Annotated in this window: 14 protein-coding genes; 11 read left to right on the forward strand and 3 right to left on the reverse strand. The window is 65.5% G+C overall.

Going from position 1 to position 19,601, the window contains the following annotated elements; all coding sequences use genetic code 11:
- Window positions 1-23 precede the first annotated feature (23 nt).
- Entirely contained in the window at window positions 24-881 is an 858-nt protein-coding gene (locus DNK89_RS14100; RefSeq protein WP_238990816.1) for a TetR/AcrR family transcriptional regulator, read from the reverse strand.
- 155 nt (window positions 882-1,036) lie between these two features.
- On the opposite strand from DNK89_RS14100, the gene DNK89_RS14105 reads away from it, so the two are divergent.
- The 10 genes from DNK89_RS14105 to DNK89_RS14155 all read left to right on the forward strand — a co-directional run bounded on the left by DNK89_RS14105 (window position 1,037) and on the right by DNK89_RS14155 (window position 11,176).
- On the forward strand, window positions 1,037-1,879 hold the full coding sequence (locus DNK89_RS14105; protein WP_110960611.1) for an ABC transporter ATP-binding protein: 843 nt from the start codon (window positions 1,037-1,039) through the stop codon (window positions 1,877-1,879).
- Window positions 1,876-2,766: a branched-chain amino acid ABC transporter permease gene (locus DNK89_RS14110; protein WP_110960612.1), complete on the forward strand. Its 891-nt coding sequence runs from the start codon at window positions 1,876-1,878 to the stop codon at window positions 2,764-2,766. The genes DNK89_RS14105 and DNK89_RS14110 overlap by 4 nt, the downstream gene beginning before the upstream one ends.
- A gap of 3 nt (window positions 2,767-2,769) precedes the next feature.
- A complete protein-coding gene (locus tag DNK89_RS14115) occupies window positions 2,770-3,807 on the forward strand; it encodes a branched-chain amino acid ABC transporter permease (RefSeq protein WP_110960613.1) in 1,038 nt (345 codons plus the stop codon).
- Between the two features lie 17 nt (window positions 3,808-3,824).
- Entirely contained in the window at window positions 3,825-5,003 is a 1,179-nt protein-coding gene (locus DNK89_RS14120) for an ABC transporter substrate-binding protein (protein WP_110960614.1), read from the forward strand.
- A 178-nt stretch (window positions 5,004-5,181) separates the two neighbouring features.
- A complete protein-coding gene (locus tag DNK89_RS14125) occupies window positions 5,182-6,000 on the forward strand; it encodes an ABC transporter ATP-binding protein (protein WP_110960930.1) in 819 nt (272 codons plus the stop codon).
- A 171-nt stretch (window positions 6,001-6,171) separates the two neighbouring features.
- The gene (locus DNK89_RS14135) at window positions 6,172-7,974 is read left to right on the forward strand and encodes a long-chain fatty acid--CoA ligase (RefSeq protein ID WP_110960616.1); all 1,803 of its coding nucleotides are present in this window, start codon (window positions 6,172-6,174) and stop codon (window positions 7,972-7,974) included.
- 86 nt (window positions 7,975-8,060) lie between these two features.
- Window positions 8,061-8,894 (forward strand): enoyl-CoA hydratase/isomerase family protein, encoded by an 834-nt coding sequence (locus DNK89_RS14140; protein WP_238990817.1) that lies wholly within the window; start codon window positions 8,061-8,063, stop codon window positions 8,892-8,894.
- An 86-nt stretch (window positions 8,895-8,980) separates the two neighbouring features.
- On the forward strand, window positions 8,981-9,388 hold the full coding sequence (locus DNK89_RS14145) for a DUF3592 domain-containing protein (RefSeq protein WP_060987259.1): 408 nt from the start codon (window positions 8,981-8,983) through the stop codon (window positions 9,386-9,388).
- Window positions 9,389-9,620: 232 nt separating this feature from the next.
- Window positions 9,621-10,382 carry a pirin family protein gene (locus DNK89_RS14150; protein WP_110960617.1) on the forward strand — a complete coding sequence of 254 codons (762 nt, stop codon included), beginning with the start codon at window positions 9,621-9,623 and terminating at the stop codon, window positions 10,380-10,382.
- Window positions 10,383-10,420: 38 nt separating this feature from the next.
- Window positions 10,421-11,176: a gamma-glutamylcyclotransferase gene (locus DNK89_RS14155; RefSeq protein ID WP_110960618.1), complete on the forward strand. Its 756-nt coding sequence runs from the start codon at window positions 10,421-10,423 to the stop codon at window positions 11,174-11,176.
- A 28-nt stretch (window positions 11,177-11,204) separates the two neighbouring features.
- Here DNK89_RS14155 and DNK89_RS14160 read toward each other — a convergent pair whose 3' ends face one another.
- Window positions 11,205-12,275, reverse strand: a complete 1,071-nt coding sequence (locus DNK89_RS14160) for a recombination-associated protein RdgC (protein WP_110960619.1) — start codon at window positions 12,273-12,275, stop codon at window positions 11,205-11,207.
- Between the two features lie 334 nt (window positions 12,276-12,609).
- Here DNK89_RS14160 and DNK89_RS14165 point away from each other — a divergent pair, with 334 nt between their 5' ends.
- Window positions 12,610-13,191 carry a Spy/CpxP family protein refolding chaperone gene (locus DNK89_RS14165; protein WP_110960620.1) on the forward strand — a complete coding sequence of 194 codons (582 nt, stop codon included), beginning with the start codon at window positions 12,610-12,612 and terminating at the stop codon, window positions 13,189-13,191.
- Window positions 13,192-14,507: 1,316 nt separating this feature from the next.
- Here DNK89_RS14165 and DNK89_RS14170 read toward each other — a convergent pair.
- Entirely contained in the window at window positions 14,508-19,400 is a 4,893-nt protein-coding gene (locus DNK89_RS14170) for an EAL domain-containing protein (RefSeq protein ID WP_110960621.1), read from the reverse strand.
- Between the last annotated feature and the right edge of the window lie 201 nt (window positions 19,401-19,601).

The following is a 19,601-nucleotide window of genomic DNA, read 5'->3' on the forward strand; positions in this document are numbered from 1 at the left end:
TGAAACCTGCGCTGCCAAGCCCTTCAGGCGCCCGCCGACCGCGCAGGGGGTTTGGCTTTGCCAACGGCGGCCTTTCGGCGTGCTGGCAGCGCCGGTGCAGTCCCCGCCTCGGCGGTTGACACCGGAGTCTGCCCAGGCCGCCGCAGCACCCCCTCACACAGCGTCGCAATGCACTGCTGCGCCACCTGCTCGGGCGTGTATTCGCCATCGGGCTGGTACCAGCGGCCGATCCAGCTGAGCGCTCCGGCAATCACAAAGGCCGTCATCTTCGGGTCGCAGGGCTGCAGCGATCCCTCGGCCACACCCTCGGCCACGAGGCGGCGGAACTCCTGGTCGATGGCGGACTTGAGGCGGCGCAGCTCCTTGCGGCTTTCGGGGGGCAGCTGCTCATCGCCCACACGGATCAGGCACATGCCGAAGTCCATGGTGACGATGCGCGCATACACCTGCATGCAGGTCATGAGCTGGTCAATGGCCTTGCCGCCCGCAGCGCGCGAGGCATCAATCCCCTCCAGCATCATCGTGAGGCCCTTGCTCACGCACTGCAGCAGGATCTCGTCCTTGTTCTTCACGTAGTAGTACAGCGTGGGCTTGGTCACGTTCAGGCGCGCGGCGATGTCGTCGAGCGACGTCGCGTGAAAGCCCCGCTCATTGAACAACTGGGCCGCTGCCTGCAGCACGGCATTGCGCTTGGCCTCGCGCTGGCGCTCGCGGTGTGACACCGGGGGCCAGGGAGAAGCCGCGGCGGTCGGGGCGGGCGTGTCCTTGGCCCGCTTGGCCGCTTTGACCGGCGTGGCTCGCTTGGCAGCGGGTGGCGAAGACGGGGCTGCGGCGGTGGCGGTGGCGCTGCGGCGGCGGGGTGCCACTTTGGCGTGGGGCATGGATGGCAGTTCCTCGGGAAAGTACGGATGCTGATGAGGGTCGCGGCTTCCAGAATCTACTTGCGAGTAAACAGTTTACGCACAAGTAGGAAATTTCTGCTGGGTTCCATCGAAATTTCTGTCAAAAGCTGCAGTCAACCCGTATTAGAAAGCCAATGGAGACAACCCCTTCCGGCCCCGCTGCTGCCACGCCCCTGCTGCAGGTGCAGGGCGTTACCTTGGCGTTCGGTGGCGTGAAGGCGCTGACCGGCGTAGGCTTTGACGTGTTGCCCGGCTCCATCACCGCCGTCATTGGCCCCAACGGTGCGGGCAAGACCTCGCTGTTCAACACCATCTCGGGCTTTTACCGGCCCAGCCAGGGCTCGATCCGCTTTCAGGGGCAGGACATCACCCGCGTGCCCGCGCCCCAGCGCGCCAAGCTGGGCCTGGGCCGCAGCTTTCAGAACATCGCGCTGTTTCGCGGCATGACGGTGCTCGACAACATCAAGCTGGGCCGCCACGCGCACCTCAAAACCAACGTGCTCGACGCGCTGCTGTACTTCGGCCGCGCGCGCCGCGAAGAGGCCGAACTGCGCCGCGACATCGAGGAGCGCATCATCGACTTCCTCGAAATCGACCACATCCGCAACGCACCCGTCTCGGCCCTGCCCTACGGTCTGCAAAAGCGCGTGGAGATGGCCCGCGCGCTCGCCATGCAGCCGCAGATCCTGATGCTGGACGAGCCCGTGGCCGGCATGAACCGTGAAGAGACCGAAGACATGGCGCGCTTCATCCTCGACGTGCGCGAGGAGTGGGGCGTGACTGTGCTGATGGTGGAGCACGACATGGGCATGGTGATGGACCTGTCGGACCACGTGGTAGTGCTCAACTTCGGCCAGGTCATCGCGCAGGGCACGCCCGCGCAGGTGCAGGCGGACCCCGAGGTCATCCGCGCCTACCTGGGCGCGGGCGACGTGGGCGACCTGCGCGCCAAGCTGCAGGGAGTGACCACCGCATGACCGGCAACTTCGACTGGGCCTACCTGTTTGAGATCAGCCTCACCGGCATCGCCGGTGGCGGTCTCTACGCGCTGGCCGCACTGGCTTTCGTCATGGTCTACAAGGCCACCCGCGTGGTCAACATCGCCATTGGCGAGCTGCTGATGGTGGGCGCCTACCTGTTCTTCACCTTTGCATCGATGTTTGCGCTGCCGCTGTGGCTGGCCATCCCGGCCGCCGTGCTGGGCACGGGCCTGCTGGGCGCGGTGATCGAGCGCACCATGATCCGCCCGCTGCTGGGCGAGCCGCCGATCTCCGTCTTCATGGTCACGGTGGGCCTGGCCTCGGTGCTGGTGGGCCTGGTGGAGATGATCTGGACCGCCGACCAGCGCCGCCTGCCCGAGTTCATGCCCACGCAGCCCATCATGGTGGGGGATGCCTTCCTCGCACCCAAAGTGTTCTGGGGCGCCGTGATTGCCATCGTGTTCATCGCGGCCGTGCTGGTGGTGTTCCGCTTCTGGCGCGGCGGCGTGGCCCTGCGTGCCACGGCCAGCGACCAGGCCGCCGCGTATTCGGTGGGCATCAACGTGCCGCGTGTGTTCTCGCTGGCCTGGGTGGCCTCGGCCATGCTGGCGGCCATCTCCGGGATCATCGTCGGCTCGATTGGCGGCATCTCGTCCAGCATGGGCGTGTTCGGGCTGTCGGTGCTGGTGGTCGTCATCGTGGGCGGGCTCGACAGCGTGCTGGGCGCGCTCGTCGGCGGCATCCTCATCGGCCTGATCGAGGCGCTGGCCGGGGCCTACCTGGGTGGCGAATACAAGCTGCTGGCCACGTTCATCGTGCTGGTCGCGGTGCTGCTGGTGCGGCCCTACGGTCTGTTCGGCACGCACGAGATCGAAAGGCTCTAGAGCATGCGCATCGGAACCCTCAAGGAAACCTACATCGCCGACGCGGCACTGTTCGACTCGCGCACGCAAAAAGTGTGGCTGGCCGTGGGCGCCGCGCTGCTGGTGCTGTTCCCGTTCATGGCCAGCGACTACTGGCTGTACCTGGCCTGCCTGGTCAGCATCAACGTGGCCAGCGCCACGGGCCTCAACATCCTCACGGGCTACACGGGGCTGGTCAGCCTGGGGCAGGCCGCCTTCATGGGCCTGGGGGCTTACACCGTGGCCGTGCTGGAAACCAAGGTGGGCACGCCTTTTGTGCTCAACCTGCTGGCCGGTGGCTTTGTCGCCATGCTGGGCGGCATCGTCGTGGGCATCCCTTCGCTGCGCGTGAAGGGGCTGTACCTGGCGATTGCCACCATTGCCGCATCGTTCATCGCGCACTTCATCTTTGCCAACTGGAAGTTCACTGGCGGCACCGGGGGCCTGAGCGTGCCACCCGCCAAGCTGTTTGGCATGGCGCTCGACACCTCGTTCCGCCTGTACTGGCTCATCGTGCCGGTCACCCTCCTCATGCTGCTGGGCGCGGCCAACCTGTTTCGCACGCGCGTGGGCCGTGCGTTCATCGCGATTCGCGACCGCGACATCTCGGCCGAGGTGCTGGGCATACCGCTGCTGCGCTACAAGCTGCTGTCGTTTGGCCTGTCGTCGTTCTATGCGGGGGTAGCGGGCGGGCTGTGGGCGTACTTCTTTCGCGTGGTCACGCCCGAGAGCTTTCCGCTGCTGATGTCCATCTTTTTCCTCGCGGCCATCATCGTCGGCGGCATGGGATCCATTCTGGGCGGCATCCTGGGCGCGGTGTTCATGACCATGGTGCCCGAGCTGCTCAAGCTCGTGGTGGGCCTGCTGCCCGGGGGTGCGGAACTCACCGTGTTCCTCTCGCCCGTGCGCACCGTCATCTTTGGCCTGCTCATCATCGGTTTTCTCGTCTTCGAGCCCCATGGCCTGGCCGAAGTGTGGCGGCGCGTCCGTCGTTTCTTCCATCTCTGGCCTTTCAGAAACTAACCCCCAAGGAGACACGCATGCAGCCCACCCCCACCTCCCCACGCCGCCGCACCCTGCTGGCAGCTGCTGGCGCCGCCGCCCTCACCAGCCCGCTGTCGGTGCTGGCCCAAGGCGCCGAAGAGATCGTGATCGGCGGCTCCATCCCGCTCACCGGCGTGTTCGCGTTTGCGGGGGTCGGCATCAACGCGGGCATGGGCGACTACGTGAAGATGCTCAACGACGCGGGCGGCATCAAGGGCCGCAAGGTCAAGTACGTGCCTGAAGACACGGGCTACAAGGTCGATGTGTCGGTGGCTGCGTTCAAGAAGATCACCAGCCAGAACAAGGTGAACCTGTACTACGGGGACTCCACGGGCTTCTCCAAGACCATCAACCCCGAGCTGGACCGCAACGGCAACATCCTGATGGCGGGCGCGTCGTTTGCCACCGAACTCAACGACCCCAAGAAGTACCCCAACCAGTTCCTCGTGGGCCCCGACTACACCGAGATGTTTGGCATCTTGCTCAAGCACATCGCCAAGGAAAAGCCCGGCGCCAAGGTAGCCTTCGTCTATTCCGATTCGGAATTCGGCCGCGACCCCATCGAGAAAAGCGAGGCCGAAGCCAAGAAGCTCGGCCTGTCGGTACCGATCAAGATCATGACGCCCGCCGGCAGCGTGGACGTATCGGGCGAGGTCATCAAGCTGCGCCGCGCAGCGCCGGACTACACCATCTTCCACGGCTACATCCTCGCCCCCATCCCCGAGTTCATCACCCAGGGCAAGCAACAGGGCATGACCAGCAAGTGGATGGGCACGTTCTGGACCATGGACAGCTCCACCGTCATGAAGATGGGCGAGGCCGCCGACGGCTTTATGGGCGTGATGCCGTATCGCTACTACTACGACACCGAGAAGGCGCCCATGCTGGAGAAGATCCGTGCCATGCGGCCCGAGTACCAGAGCACAGCCTACATCCAGGGCTTCCTTGCCGCGATGCTGTTCACCGAGGCAGCCAAGCGCACGCTGGATGCGGGCAAGCCACTCACCGGCGCCAACCTCAAGGCCGCGCTCAACTCCATCAAGGACTTCGACACGGGCGGACTGATTGGTGTGCCGATCACCATCAGTGGCAACTCGATCCCCGTGGGCCGTGTGTACCGCGCGGACATGAAGGCCCAGAAGATGGTCGCCGCCTCCGACTGGATCAAGCTCTGATGCGGACCATCCCCCTGAGCGGCTGCGCCGCTTCCCCCTTCTCTCGCAACGCTGCGCGCTGCGGGAAGGGGGACGGCACCCTCGCTGCGGGGCGGCCCTTGCTCGGTGCCCCGCGCCCAGGCCCTGCGATCACAACCACCGCTGACTCCACACCCGTTGCGTTGTTCGACCCATGCACATGAACGAAACCGCAGCTGCCCACGTCCTCGAAGTCAACAACATCGAGGTCATCTACAACAAGGTGGTGCAGGCCCTGCGCGGCCTGTCGCTGGCCGTGCCGCGGGGGCAGATCGTGGCGCTGCTGGGCAGCAACGGGGCCGGCAAAAGCACCACGCTCAAGGCCATATCGGGCCTGCTGGCGCTGGAGGATGGCGTGGTCGAGAGCGGCAGCATCCACTTCAACGGCCAGCCTACAGCGGCCCTCGCACCGCAGCAGCTGGTGCGCAACGGCCTGAGCCATGTGATGGAAGGCCGCCGCGTGTTCGAAGACCTCACGGTCGAAGAGAACCTGGTGGCAGCGACCTATGCGCTCACGGGGCGCAAGGATGCGACGCCGGACTTTGATCTGGTCTACAGCTACTTCCCGCGCCTGCACGAGCGGCGCAAGGGCCTGGCCGGTTATCTATCGGGCGGTGAGCAGCAGATGCTGGCCATTGGCCGCGCGCTCATCGCGCAGCCCCAGCTCATCCTGCTTGACGAGCCCTCGCTGGGCTTGTCTCCCAAGCTCGTCGAAGACATCTTCACCATCATCGCGCGCATCAATGCCGAGCGCGGCACCAGCATGCTGCTGGTGGAGCAGAACGCCACCATAGCCCTGGCCGTGGCGCACCGGGGCTACATCATGGAGAACGGCAAGATCGTGATCGACGGCACGGCCGAGCGCCTGGCCAACGACCCCGATGTGCGCGAGTTCTACCTGGGCATGGGCGGTGGCGGCGAGGCCAAGAGCTTCAAAGAGATCAAGCACTACAAGCGCCGCAAAAGATGGCTGTCATAAGAGTACATCCCCCTGAGGCGCTTCGCGCCCTCCCCCTTCTCTCGAATGGCTGCGCCATTCGGGAAGGGGGACGCAGCCAGTGCGGCGGGGCGGCCCTTGCACGGCTGCCTTGGCCTGCGCCGCGCCAGTATCACAAGCCACTGTTGACGCAACGCGCATCGGACCGTTGACATGATGAAACTCCCCGACCTCACCCTGCCCCAGATGCTGCGCGAACGCGCACGCACCGACGCGCAGCGCATCGCCATCCGGCAAAAGGACTTCGGCATCTGGAAGCCCTTCACCTGGGCGCAGTACCACCAGCGCGCCAGCCACTTCGGCCTGGGGCTGCGCGCTCTGGGCCTGCCTGCAGGTGGGCATGTGGGCGTGATTTCGGAGAATCGCATCGAATGGGTGCTGGCCCAGATGGGCGCAGGCCTAGTGGGCGCGGTGACCGTGGGTGTGTACCCCACCAGCCCCACCAACGAGGTGGCCTATGTGGTCGGCCATGCCGACATCGAGATCATGGTCTGCGAAGACCAAGAGCAGACCGACAAGCTGCTGGCCGCGCTGCCCGATCTGCCGCGCCTGAAAAAGATCGTGGTGATGGAGACCAAGGGCCTGCGCAGCTTTTCGCCCGAAGTGCGGCAGTTCATCACCACCTTTGACGAGGTCGAGCAGCTGGGCGCAGCGTCGGGCCAACAGGCCATCATCGACGATGCGCTGGCGCGCCAGCGGCTCGACGATGTGGGCCTGATGATCTACACCTCGGGCTCCACCGGCAAGCCCAAGGGCGCGATGATTTCGTACCGCAACATCCGGGGCGTGGTGCCCGGCATCGTGGACCGACTGGAACTGTCGCAAGGCACCACGCACCTGTCGTACCTGCCGCTGTGCCATGTGGCCGAGCAGATGCTGACCAGCTTTGTGCCGGTGTACATCGGCTCGCAGGTGAACTTTGGCGAGTCCATCCGCACCGTGCAGGAAGACCTGCGCGAAGTCGCGCCCACCATGTTCCTGGGTGTGCCGCGCATCTGGGAAAAGCTGCACGCGGCCATCCACATCAAGCTGCAAGAGACCGGTGGCCTGCGCCGCGCACTGTTCCACAAGGCCTACAACGCATGCAAGCCGCTGGCCGAAAAGCCGCGCAGTGCCTGGAGCGCTGCCGACAAGCTGACTTTTGCCGCCAGCTACTGGCTGGTGTTCCGCGCGCTGCAGAACTTTATCGGCCTGCGCAATGCCCATGTGGCGCTCACGGGCGCCGCGCCCATTCCGCCCGACGTGGTGCGCTTCTTCCGCGTGCTGGGCGTGCCGCTCATCGAGGTGTATGGCCTGACGGAATCGACCGGTATGGTCACGGGCCACCGGCTCGATCATGTGGTGGTGGGCACCGTCGGCGTGCCCACGCTGGGCGTGGAGCACCGCATTGCGGACAACGGCGAGCTGCAATTGCGAGGCGACATGGTGTTTGCGGGTTACTACAAGAACCCCGAGGCCACGGCCAGCAGCATCATCGACGGCTGGCTGCACACCGGCGATGTGGTGCGTGAATCGCAAGGCCAGATCCAGATCGTGGACCGCCTCAAGGACATCATGATCACGGCGGGTGGCAAGAACCTCACACCGTCCGAGATCGAGAACACCATGAAGGGCAGCCCCTTCATCAAGGAATGCATCATCGTGGCCGAGGCGCGCAAGTTCGTCGGCGCACTGGTGATGATCGACTACGAGACCGTGGGCAAGTGGGCCGAGGCACGGCGCATTCCGTTCACGCACTTTCGCTCGCTGGTGGAGCACCCCGAGGTGCGTGGCCTCATCGACGCCGAAATCAACCAGGGCAACCAGCGCCTCGCGCAGGTCTCGCAGATTCGCAAGTTCCACCTGCTGACCAAAGAGCTGGACCACGACGACGGCGAGGTGACCGCGACGATGAAGGTGCGCCGCGCAAGCATCTACAAAACCTATGCGGCCGAGATCGAGGCGCTGTACCAATAGCCCAGGGCTCAGCGCATTGGGACCTATTCACTATCAAAACAGGAGCTGATAGCGCAATATCCACTGGCGCTTGAAGCGGATTTGACATGAAAAATACCGCCACAGACCCTGCGGCAGCCGCTACCGCACCGTCCGCGCCCTCTCCACAGCCGCCCCTGCTGCTGGAGCGCAACGGCGCCATCGCCACGCTCCGCTTCAACCGGCCCGAGTCGCTCAACGCCATCGATGTGCCCATGGCTAACGCTTTTCTCGCCGCTGTGCAGTCTATCGCCGCTGACCCCGGCGTGCGTGCGGTGGTGCTGTGTGGCAGCGGCCGGGGCTTCATGGCCGGGGGCGACCTGGCCACGCTGCGCGCCGATCCGGTGCAGGGCGCCATCGACATCCTCACGCCACTCAATGCCGCCCTGCAGTTGCTCGCGCAGATGAACGCGCCGGTCATCGCCCAGGTGCACGGCGCGGCCGCCGGTGCAGGCTTGAGCCTGGTGCTGATGGCCGACTACGTGATCGCTGCCGAAGGCACGCGCTTCAACCTGGCCTACATCAACCTCGGCACCAGCTGCGACGTGGGCGCATCTTGGGCGCTGCCGCGTATCGTGGGCGTGCGCCAGGCGCTGGAGATTGCGTTGCTGGGCGAGGCCTTCACCGCGGACGATGCGCTGCGCCTGGGCCTCGTCAACCGCGTGGTGCCCGGCGCCGAGCTGGACAGTGCCACCACCGCCCTCGCCCAGCGCCTGGCCAGCGGCCCCACACTGGCCTACGGTGCGATGAAGCGCCTGATGCGCGCGTCGATGGACCACACGCTGCCCGAGCAACTGGCCGCTGAAAAAGACGCCTTTGTGCACTGCGCGGGCACCGAAGACTTCCGCGCGGGGGTGGAGGCGTTTCACCAGCGCCAGAGCCCGCAGTTTGTGGGGCGGTAGAGCAAGCGCAACTGCATCGCCGGCAGCCTCTTTCTTATCTTCAAGCAGAGCCCTTACACTCCCGCCAAAACGGAGGGAGAGAGGGTATGAAACCATCACGCCAACAAGGCAAGCTGCTGTTCAAAATCGCGGGTGTTCTCGCCGGGGTCGTGTTCGTTGCTTTTGGAATGCAGGAGCGGTCTGAGCTTTCCAGAACGCTCAAGCTCGGAAAACACGCCGTGGTGGAGCCCATCACGCAGTACACGGAGTTCAAGAAAAGCGGTTCTTCCACGTACACCGCCGAGTTCCACTACAAGACCGACAGCGGCCAGCAAATGGTGGTGAAACACAGCTTCCCGGAAGAAATCCTGGCCGAATTCAAGGCCCATCGCCCGGTCGAGATCGCCTACATGCCCAACGACCCCAGCAGCTTTGTGTTTGTGAAGCAGCAGTCTTCATGGACGCTGGTGGCAGTGGGCGGTGCATTGATGCTGGCAGCCCTGCTGCTGGCCTGATCGGCGGTCCAACCTTCTGCACCGCACACGCTTGTGCACGGAGCGGTGCTGGGTGAACGCCCCGGCCCACAGCATTGGACTGAATCGCGGAACAGTGAGTTGAGCCGCCAGCCATTGATGGCGAACCCGTCGGCCCTTAGAGTGACGCCATGGCGACGACCACCTACACGGCTCCACGCACTCTCTGGCCCCTGCGGCGCGACGCGGGGACGGGCACCCCAGCAACAAGGCCATGATCACCGTCCGTCCCTCCTCCGAACGGGGCCGGTCTTCCACCGGCTGGCTGCACAGTGCCCACAGCTTTTCGTTTGGCGACTACTTTGACCTGCGCCACCAGGGCCATGGCAATCTGCTAGTGCTCAACGACGACACGGTGGCGCCTGGCAAAGGCTTTGGCACACACGGGCACCGCGACATGGAGATCGTGAGCTATGTGCTCGACGGCGCCCTCGCCCACCAGGACAACCTGCACGAACGCGCTGGCGGCCCGGGGGCCTCCGGGGCTCGAGGCGATACACCACCAACAGCTCCCACCGGCATCCTGCGCCCCGGCGACGTGCAGCGCATGAGCGCCGGTTGGGGCGTGCGGCACAGCGAGTTCAATGCGCTGCCTGACCAGCCCACCCACTTCCTGCAGATCTGGATCAAGCCCCTGTTCACCGGCATCCGGCCCAGCTACGCGCAAAAGCACTTCCCGCCCGCAGACCGGCGGGGCCGCCTGGTGCGCATTGCATCGCGCCGGGGAGAGGACGGCTCAGTGAGCATGAACGCCGATGCCTCCATCTGGTCAGGCCTGCTGGACGGCAGCGAAACTGCCACCCAAGTGCTGAACCCTGAACGCCTGGCCTATGTGCACGTGGCGCGGGGCGCGCTGCAAGTCAACGGCATCGCACTGTCTGGTGGCGATGGCGCCTTGCTGGACGGCGAAACCACGCTGACCCTGCACGACGGCCACGACGCCGAGGTGCTGGTGTTTGACCTGGCGCGGCGTTAAGACGCCTGACGCTCCACCAGCGCACGGAACTGCCCCCCATGACCCCCGACAACGCCTTCCTCCACCTGCCCGAACTGCAAGGCCGGCTGACCCCCGCCCATGCCTCGGGCCTGCGCCTTACCGATGAGGTGCTGGCCGAATGGGACGCCCAGGCGCGCTGCCAGGGCCTGCCCGCCCACTGGCGCTTGCCAGACCACAAGGTCGAGCAATCCCGCCACGAGGTGCTTTCCACCATCACGGCACAGCAGAAGGATCTGTGGGTGTTTGCCTATGGCTCGCTGATGTGGAACCCGGGCTTTCACTTTGGCGAAGTGCGCCGCGCCTGCCTGCCCGGGTTTGCACGCCGCTTTGCGCTGAGCACCACCATCGGCCGGGGCACGCCCGATTGCCCAGGCCTGGTGCTGACCTTGCAGCGCACGAACGACGCTGGTCAGGTGGGCTGCGAGGGCCTCGCATTCCGCATTCCGGCACCGCTGGTGGAGGACGAGTCCCGCATGTTGTGGCGGCGCGAGATGATCACGGGTGCCTACTGCCCGCAACTGCTGCCGTTGCCAACGCCACAAGGCGAGGTGCAGGCGCTGGTGCTGGTCGCCAACACGGCCCACACCCATTACCGGGGCGACCTGTCCCTGCAGGCCACGGCCGCGACCATTGCCACCGCCTGCGGGCGCATTGGCAGCAACCGGGACTATCTGGAGCAACTGATGCAGCAGTGCGAGGTACTGAGCATTGAAGATGCCTATGTGCGTGAGCTGGCGGCGTTGGTGGAAGCTGCCTGCGACCGCAGCCGCTGAAGCCACAGTGGCCCGGCGGGCCACGATGTCAGAACGGCGCCGATTCCGGGTCGGTATCGACGGGCACTTCGCGGGGACCGGTCACCACCCCACCCCCAGCCACTTTGCGCGCCGGGGCAGAGGGTGCTGGTGCAGCCATTGGTGGCCGTGATGCCGCTGGAGCAGTTTCAGCCTGGTCGCTGGCCACGGCCTGCGCCGCACTCGCCACCCCACTCTCCGACTCACCTCCCAGCGCCTCGATCAGGTCCGGAATCAGCTTGACCAGTTCGCCCGTGGCGATCGCCACGTCGGTGTCAAAGCCGCCGTCGTCCGCCTTGGTGCCTTCAAACACGGTGTCTAGGAACGACACTTTCTTGATCTGCAGACCTTCGGTGAGCATGAAGCTCACGCGGTCGTCCCAGGTGAGTGCCAGCTTGGTGGGCAGCTTGCCGGCGTCGATGTGGGCCTGCACTTCCTCGATGTCGAGCGGGTGGCGGGCGTAGCGCACCACGGCTTTTTCTTCGTTAGCGCTTTTGAGTTCGCACTCACGGTCCACCGTGAAGCCCACGGGCGGCTCCTGTTCCTTGAGCCAGTGGGCCATGGCAGCCTGGGGGCTGGTCTGGGTGTCGAGCAGCGACACCGACAGGCCGGGCAGCGATTCGACCAGCAGGGTCACCACTTCATCGGCGCGGCCCTGGCTGGACGTGTCCAGCACCAAGAGGCGCGAGGCCGTATCGATCCAGATCCACATCGAGCCCTGCTTGGTGAAGGCCATGGGCAGCAGGTCCAGCTTGGCCTCGTCTTTCAGCTCCTTGCTTTCCTTCTTGCCGGGCTTGCGGCCGGTTTCCTTTTCGATGCGTTCGGCCTTCTCCTTGACCTTGCGCGCCAACACGCTGCCGGGCAGCACCTTGGTCTCGACCATGAAGCGCAGGATCCACTGCCCGCCCACCGACTCGACCAGGGGGCCGTGCAATTCACCCCGGGGGGGCACCCAGCCCAGCGACTTCTCCTGCGTGGCGCCACATTCCTGGAAAGGGGCCTTGGCCAGCGCTTCTTCCACTTGCGTCAACTCGACCTGCCATTGCGGAGCAATGCGGTACACGATCATGTTCTTGAACACGGAAAACCTTTGGTTGGGGTCGCTGCGAACAACGACACGGACACAGAACCCGCCATTGTCGGCGGTCGCCACCCTGGCGCCGGGCCGCTGGGACACGGACAGCCCTTGGGGGACTGAAAAAGCTACACAATCAATAGCAATCGGGGCATATGGCACCAGCGCATCGTCCAATATTTGCCCCAAATGATGCTGCAGGCTGCTTTGCAAGCGTTCGCCGCAACTTTACACAGCCTCACCCAACACGCACGGTGGCGATACGTGGGCGGCAGACACTGGACTCCAATCGCTGAAACGATCGTTGCAGCGAGCTCACCACCGCGAAAGGACTTCCACCATGGCCTCCCGTTTCTCTCACCCCCTCTCCCACCGTATTGCTGCCACTGCCCTGCTCGCCGCCATGGCATTGCCGGTGCTGGCCCAGCAACCCCCTGCAGCGCCTGCTGCACCCACCGCGCCCGCCAAGGCTGCTGATGGCCGCCATGAACGCCACCACGGCGACATGGCGCAGCGCCATGCCAAGCGGCTGGCAGACCTGAAAGCCCAGCTCAAGCTGACCCCTGCCCAGGAATCGGCCTGGACCACCTTCACCACGGCCATGCAGCCCGGCGAGCGCCCCGCGCGCCTGGACCGCCAGGACATGGACAAGCTGACCACGCCGGAACGCATCGACCGCATGCGCGCAATGCGCGCCCAGCATGCCGCCGAAGCCGACCGCCGTGGCGAGGCCACCAAGGCCTTCTACGCCACGCTGACGCCCGAGCAGCAAAAGACCTTTGATGCCCAGGCCCACCGCGGCCGCCCCATGGGGGGCATGCGGGACGGTGAGGGCCGCCACGGGCATGGCGACCACCATGGCGGCATGCGCGGAGGCGAAGGCCGTCCGGGCCCTGCCCCCACGCCTGCGCCCGCCAAGTAAGGCATAGCCCTGAACTGGGGCGACAGGCGCTGGAGCCTATCGTCACCCGGGGAATGTTTTAAATCCCTCTGTCATTCCTATCCCTGCCAACCCGGCGTTCTACAAAGAACGCCGGGTTTTTTCTTGGACAGTCCCGCTTCGGAGGGTGCCGTACAGGGCCATGAGACGAGCCAGGGAGCACAACCCCACGCGACTGTGGATAACCCTGGGCACATTTTTGGCACAACCAGGCAGTTATCCACACAAAACGCCGCCGCCCGAAAGTTGTTGTCGGCGAGCCCCACACTTTGCGCGCGCCGCCCCACATACTTTGCAGCGACGCAAGTGCGCGCCAGCGTTGAAGAAAAAGCGCTTGTCCACACAAACAGGCGTTCTCTACTACTACTGCTATTTATATATAAAGCCTTTAAAGAATAACCAGAACTCCCAATCTGGGCACCTGTCCACCGCCGGTGACCGGCCCATCGGCCGACTGGACAACCTGACAGACAGGCGATTGCTGCCGGAATGGAGCAGTAACGGCTCAGCCTGTGCGGTCCTGTCCGGTGGATCGCTCACACCGTTGAGAGGCTGCAAAAGAAGTTGCTGGTGGGGTCCGATGCCTTTCACGCCACACCAGCGGATGCAATGCTTCCGCCACCTGGGGCACCCCATCCGCCTTCAGCCAGGAGGGAGGGCCCTGTCCCACCAGCTTCGCCCGAACCCTTGCAGCCAAGGAGAAGGAGCATGGTTTCCACTCATTTGCTATCAATTAATGAGCATTCAGGGCATGAAGCTGTAGCGCTCCCCGTCGTTTTGGGTCCATTTCCTGCCACAGATGCCCGCGGTGCGTAAAACTGGGGATAGTTTTGGCACAACTGGGTGCTTATCCACAGAAAACTGCGTGGCACCGCTTTTGTCCCCGCTCGGGAGACAACGGGAGCAGGGCGGGGTACACAGGGTTGGCAGCGGACTAAGTGCGCGCCAGCGCTGGCAAAAATGCAGTTGTCCACACGCCGGGCCGCCCTCTACTACTACGACTATGTATTTATAAAAGACATAAGAAGAAGACAGAGGACAACTGGGGCCACGCAAACGGCTGGGTTGGATGAAAGCCGCACCCACATGCCGGGCGTACCAGTGCTGGCCCAGGATCCAAGATGCGATCTGGAACCGCCCAGAAGGCCGTGGAGGGCCTTGGGCGCAAAAGCAGGCCCAGGGGGGGCCGAAACAGACCCACAGGCCGCTCACGGGCCTCCTGAGGCCCTCAGAAGGGAGTTAGGGGGTTAAGAGGCTTGGGATGTGGACAAGCGCCGGGAACACCCGGCGGGCGCCGCTTACGCCTGCGAGGTGCGCAGGAAGCTGTCCAGGACGTCCACCGACAGCGCCTTGCTGAACAGGTAGCCCTGGTAGAGCTGACAGCCAGCCCGGGCCAGCAGCGCGCATTGCTCGGGCGTTTCCACGCCTTCGGCGATCACTTCCAGCCCCAGGCTGCGTGACAGGCCGATGATGGTGTCCACAATGGCGGCGTCGTTGGGGTCGGTCAGCAGGTCGCGCACAAAACTCTGGTCGATCTTGAGCTGGTCGAGCGGCATGCGCTTGAGGTAGCTCAGGCTGGAGTAACCCGTACCAAAGTCATCCAGCGAGAAGCCCACCCCATACGACCGCAGCGCGGTCATGGTGGCGATGGTGGTTTCCATGTCTTCCACCAGCAGGCTTTCGGTCAGCTCCAGCTTGAGCTGGGCCGAGGGTGCGCCGGTGATGGCCAGCACGCGGGCCACGTCGTCCACAAAACTGGCATGGCGGAACTGGCGCGAACTCACGTTCACGGCCATGGTCAGGTGCGACAGGGCCGGGTCGCTCTGCCAGCTGGCCAGCAGCTTGCACGCGGTGTGCAGCACCCAGCGGCCCAGTGGCAGGATCAGACCCGTTTCTTCGGCCAGCGGGATGAACTGTGCGGGCGACACCATGCCGCGCTGCGGGTGGGCCCAGCGCACCAGTGCCTCCACCCCCACGCAGCGGCCCGACTGGTGGATCTGCGGCTGGAAGTGCAGCAAAAACTCTTCCTGCATCAGCGCCGAGCGCAGGTCGGTTTCCAGCCCCGCGCGCGCCGTGACCACGGCCTGCATGTCGGGGTCAAAAAAGCGCAGCGTGTTGCGGCCCGCCGTCTTGGCCTGGTACATGGCCAGGTCGGCCTGCTTGAGCAGCTCGCCCACCGTGGTGCGCTCGCCGGTGAAGGGCGCAATGCCGATGCTGGGCGTACTGCGGTACTGGTAGCCCTGCAGCGCATAGGGCACGGCCAGCATGGCCAGGATCTTTTCACCCACGCCCCGGGCGTGCAGCGCCAGCTCGTGCGGCTTGGGGCTGAGTTCTTCCAGCATGACCACAAACTCGTCGCCCCCCAGTCGGGCCACTGTGTCCACGCTGCGCACGCAGGTGTTCAGGCGCTGCGCTACCTGTTGCAGCAGCAGGTCGCCCTGGTCGTGGCCCAGGGTGTCGTTCAGGGTTTTGAAGTTGTCGAGGTCGATGAACAGCAGCGCCCCGCCTTGCTGGCGCCGCTGCGCGGTAGCCAGGGCCTGGTGCATGCGGTCCATGAGCAGCATGCGGTTGGGCAGGCCGGTGAGCGCGTCGTAGAACGCCAGGCGCTGGATCTCGCGCTCGCTGGCCTTGCGCTGGCGGATATCGGTGTTGATGGCAAGGATGGACTGAGGCTGGCCGTCGTCGCCCCGCACCAGCGTCCAGCGGCCTTCCACCTCGATGGTGCTGCCATCGCGGTGGCGCTGCACGATCTCGCCCGTCCACTCGCCCTGCTCCAGCACCGTCTGCGTGGCGTGCCGGAAGTGCGTGGGGTCTTCGTACAGCAGCGTCTCGATGGACTGCCCCAGCGCCTGCAGCTGCGACCAGCCGTACAGGCGCTCCGCGCTCTTGTTCCAGAAGATGATGCGGTGGTCCAGGTCGCGCACCAGGATGGCGTCCTGCGCCTTGTCCAGCAGCGAGGCCTGGTGGCGGATGCGGATGTCGGCCAGCTGCCGCTCGATCTCGGCCGACGCACGCGAGGCGAAGATCTGCAGCGTGGAGGTGATGAAGTCCGTGTCCGCAATCGCGTGGCGGAACAGCACGAAGACGATGCCCACCACCTCGCCGTCGGCATTGCACAGCTGCTGGCCCACATAGGCCTGGGCACCCACCGCGCGCAGCACGGGGGCTTCGGGGTACAGCTGCTGCACCTTGTCGGTCACCACATGGGTGCGCTGCGACATCAGCAACAGGCTCGGTGTGCCATCCAGGCTGTATTCGTCGTTGGGCAGCATCTGGCCGTCGAGCACGGCCGCCAGCGTGACGACCCGAGGCGCCTGGCCCTGCGACTGCGGCAGCAGCCGCACCACGCAGCCGCCCTGCGCATCCAGCGCATCGGCCATGTTGCGCACCAGCTGCACAAAAAATTCGGTGCCCGTGCTGGCCGACACGGCGGCCGCCACCTTGAGCACCGAGGCCTGCAGCCGCTGCTGCGCCTTGTGCGCGCGCAGGCTGGTGATGCCGATGGCCAGGTCGTTGGACAGCTCCTGCAGCAGCGCGGCCTCTTCGGGGCTGATCTGCAGCACGTCGGGAGCGTACAGGTACAGCAGGCCAAAGCTGCGCTCTTGTGCATGGTCGCGCGCATGCTCGCGCAGCGGCAGGCAGATCACCCCGTGAAAGCCATGCTCCAGCATGCGCTCGGTCCAATCAGCAAAGTCCCCTTCGGTGCGGATGTCCTGCACGATCACCGGCTGGCCGGTGCGCACCGCAATGCCCGCCGGGCCCCGGCCATAGGGATCGTCGGCCGACCAGCTCAGGTGCAGGTTTTCCAGGTAGTTCTGGTTGTAGCCCGCATGGGCTACCGGGCGGATGGACTTGCGCTCATCGTCCATGGCAAACCCCACCCAGCCCATGCGGTAGCCGCCGATGTCCACCGCAATCTGGCAGATGGCCTGCAGCAGCGCGGTCTCGGACGTGGCGCGCACCAGGGTCTCGTTGCACGCGCTCAGCAGGCGCTGGGCGCGGCCCATGCGTGCCAGCTCGCGCTCGGTGCGCAGGCGTTCGGTCACGTCGGTGGCCAGCACCTGGCGGGCCGGGCGCCCGTTGAAGCTGATGCTGCCCGCCGTGATCTCCACATCCATGAAGCTGCCGTCCTTCTTGATGTGGCGGCTGATGACGGGCTTGTTGCGCTGGTCCATCGGAACGGCGCGGATGTTGGCCTCGACGTTGGGGCGCCGGTCAGCGGGCCACAGATCCAGCATTGACATGGTCAGCAGCTCGGACTCGGTGTAGCCGTAGTGGCGCTCCATCGATCGGTTCACAGCCTGCAGCTGCAGGGTTTCGCGGTCGTACACCCACATGGGATGCGGGTGCTCGTCAAACAGCATGCGGTATTGCTGCTCGGACGCATGCAGTTGCCCGGCCACGTGCCGCAGCTGCACCATGGCACCCAGCGACTCGGTCAGGATCTCCAGGTGCGCCACATCGCGGCGTGAAAACGCATTGACCTTGTCCGATGTGACCTTGAGCGACCCGACGATGGCGTCGCCACTGCGCAGCGGCACCGCCATCACCGACCGCACGCCGTGGCGGTGGGGCATCGACGCCATGTCCCAGCCCTCGGCCTCGGTGTCGTTGCACACCACGGTCTGGCCCTTGCTGAGCGCGGGCCAGAGCAGGCTCTGGTCCACCGCCAGCAGGTTGCCCACCGGGCGCACGTGGTCACCGGCCGACGCCTGCGCCACCAGCTGGCGGCCTTGCAGCAGCTCCACCATGGCGCCGCGCGCTTCGGTCTGGCGCAGCACGGTGCTGGCCACCAGCTGCAGCACCTCAGGCAGCGGCATGTCCAGCGACGAGATGCGCTGCTGCACCTGCAGCAGCTCGGCATGGTTCTGTGCGTCGCGCTGGGCGTCCAGGTCGGCCAGCTTTTGCGCGCTGATGTCGGTCATGCCGCCCACCATGCGCACGGCCTTACCCTGCAGGTCGCGGATCAGGAAGCCCCGGTCCAGCACCCAGGCATAGCTGCCATCCTGGCGGCGAAAGCGGTACTCATCCGACCAGTGGTTGGCCGTGCCGTCGATGGCGGCATGGATACCTTCAAGCACTTCTTCGCTGTCATCGGGGTGCAGCCGCAAGGTCCACGAGGTGCTGTCCGGCGGCAACTGGTCGAGCGGCACGCCGAACAGGGTCTGCATGCCCTCGTTCCACCACATGGCATCGGTGTGCAGGTTCCAGTCCCACACCGCGTCGGCCGTGGCGCGTGAGACTAGGTGAAAGCGCTCTTCGCTTTCACGGCGGGCCTGCCGGGCCTGGTGCTGGGCCGAGATGTCCTGAAACGCCCCCTGAACCCGCATGATTTGGCCGTCAGCGTCGCGCACCGCCTGCCCTGTGGTGCGCACCCAGAAATGCCGCCCTGCCGGTGTGACGAGTTCGGCTTCCAGGTCAAACGGTGTGCCGTGGCGGATACAGCTCTCAAACGCTGCCTGCATGGCCTGCCGGTGCGGGGGCAGGTACAGCTCCATGATCTGTTCCACCGAGCCCACACGCCCCGCAATGCCGAAGGCGGCGGCGATCTCCTGCGACCAGTTCAGCTGCAGGCTGGGCAGCTCCACAATCCAGCCGCCAATGCGGGCCATCTGCCCGGCCACGCGCAGGGTCTCGCTCTGGGCCAGCAACTCGGCGTGCATCTTGTCGCGCTGCTGCACCAGGTCGGCCAGCACCTGCTTCTGGCGGCGCAGTTCCAGCTGCACCATGGCCTGCTCGGCCAGTATGCGCAGGCCCTCCAGCTGCTCGGCCTCGATGTGCCGGGGGATGGAGTCCAACACCGCCAGCGTGCCCAGCGCCTGCCCTTCGGGCGTGACCAGCGGCACGCAGGCATAAAAGCGCACATGGGGGTCCTGCGTGACCAGCGGGTTGTGGGCAAAAACCGGGTGCTTGTGCGTGTCGTTAACCACCATCGGCTCGCGACTGCCGCTCAGCGCATGTGCGCAGAACGCTATCGCGCGCTCGGTCTCCCTGAACGGCACACCGACTGCGGCCTTGAACCACTGCCGGTCGCTGTCCACGAAGTTGACCACCGCCATAGGGCACTGGCACACGCGCGCGGCCAGGGTGGCCAGCTGGTCAAAGCTGTCTTCCGTCGGGGTGTCGAGGATCGCGTAAGACTGCAGCGCCTGGAGCCGTGCGGCCTCTGCGGTGGCTTGCGCTGGTGGCATGGTCAGTCCACCGTGGCGCCGCTGCGCACGCAGCTGCCCAGCCTGGTCAGTGCGACCAGGCCATGGGTGGCGGGGCGGAGTAGCGTCGGCAAGGCAATCGGGCAGTAGAGGGAGCGTGCAATGCGGCTGCACCGCGCGCTCAGGGTCACAGTGCCACAGGCACTGCGGCAAAGAGTGTGAATGCTACACCGCACAGCCCTT

The sequence above is a fragment of the Acidovorax sp. ST3 genome (assembly GCF_003231145.1).
Classification (GTDB): domain Bacteria; phylum Pseudomonadota; class Gammaproteobacteria; order Burkholderiales; family Burkholderiaceae_C; genus Acidovorax.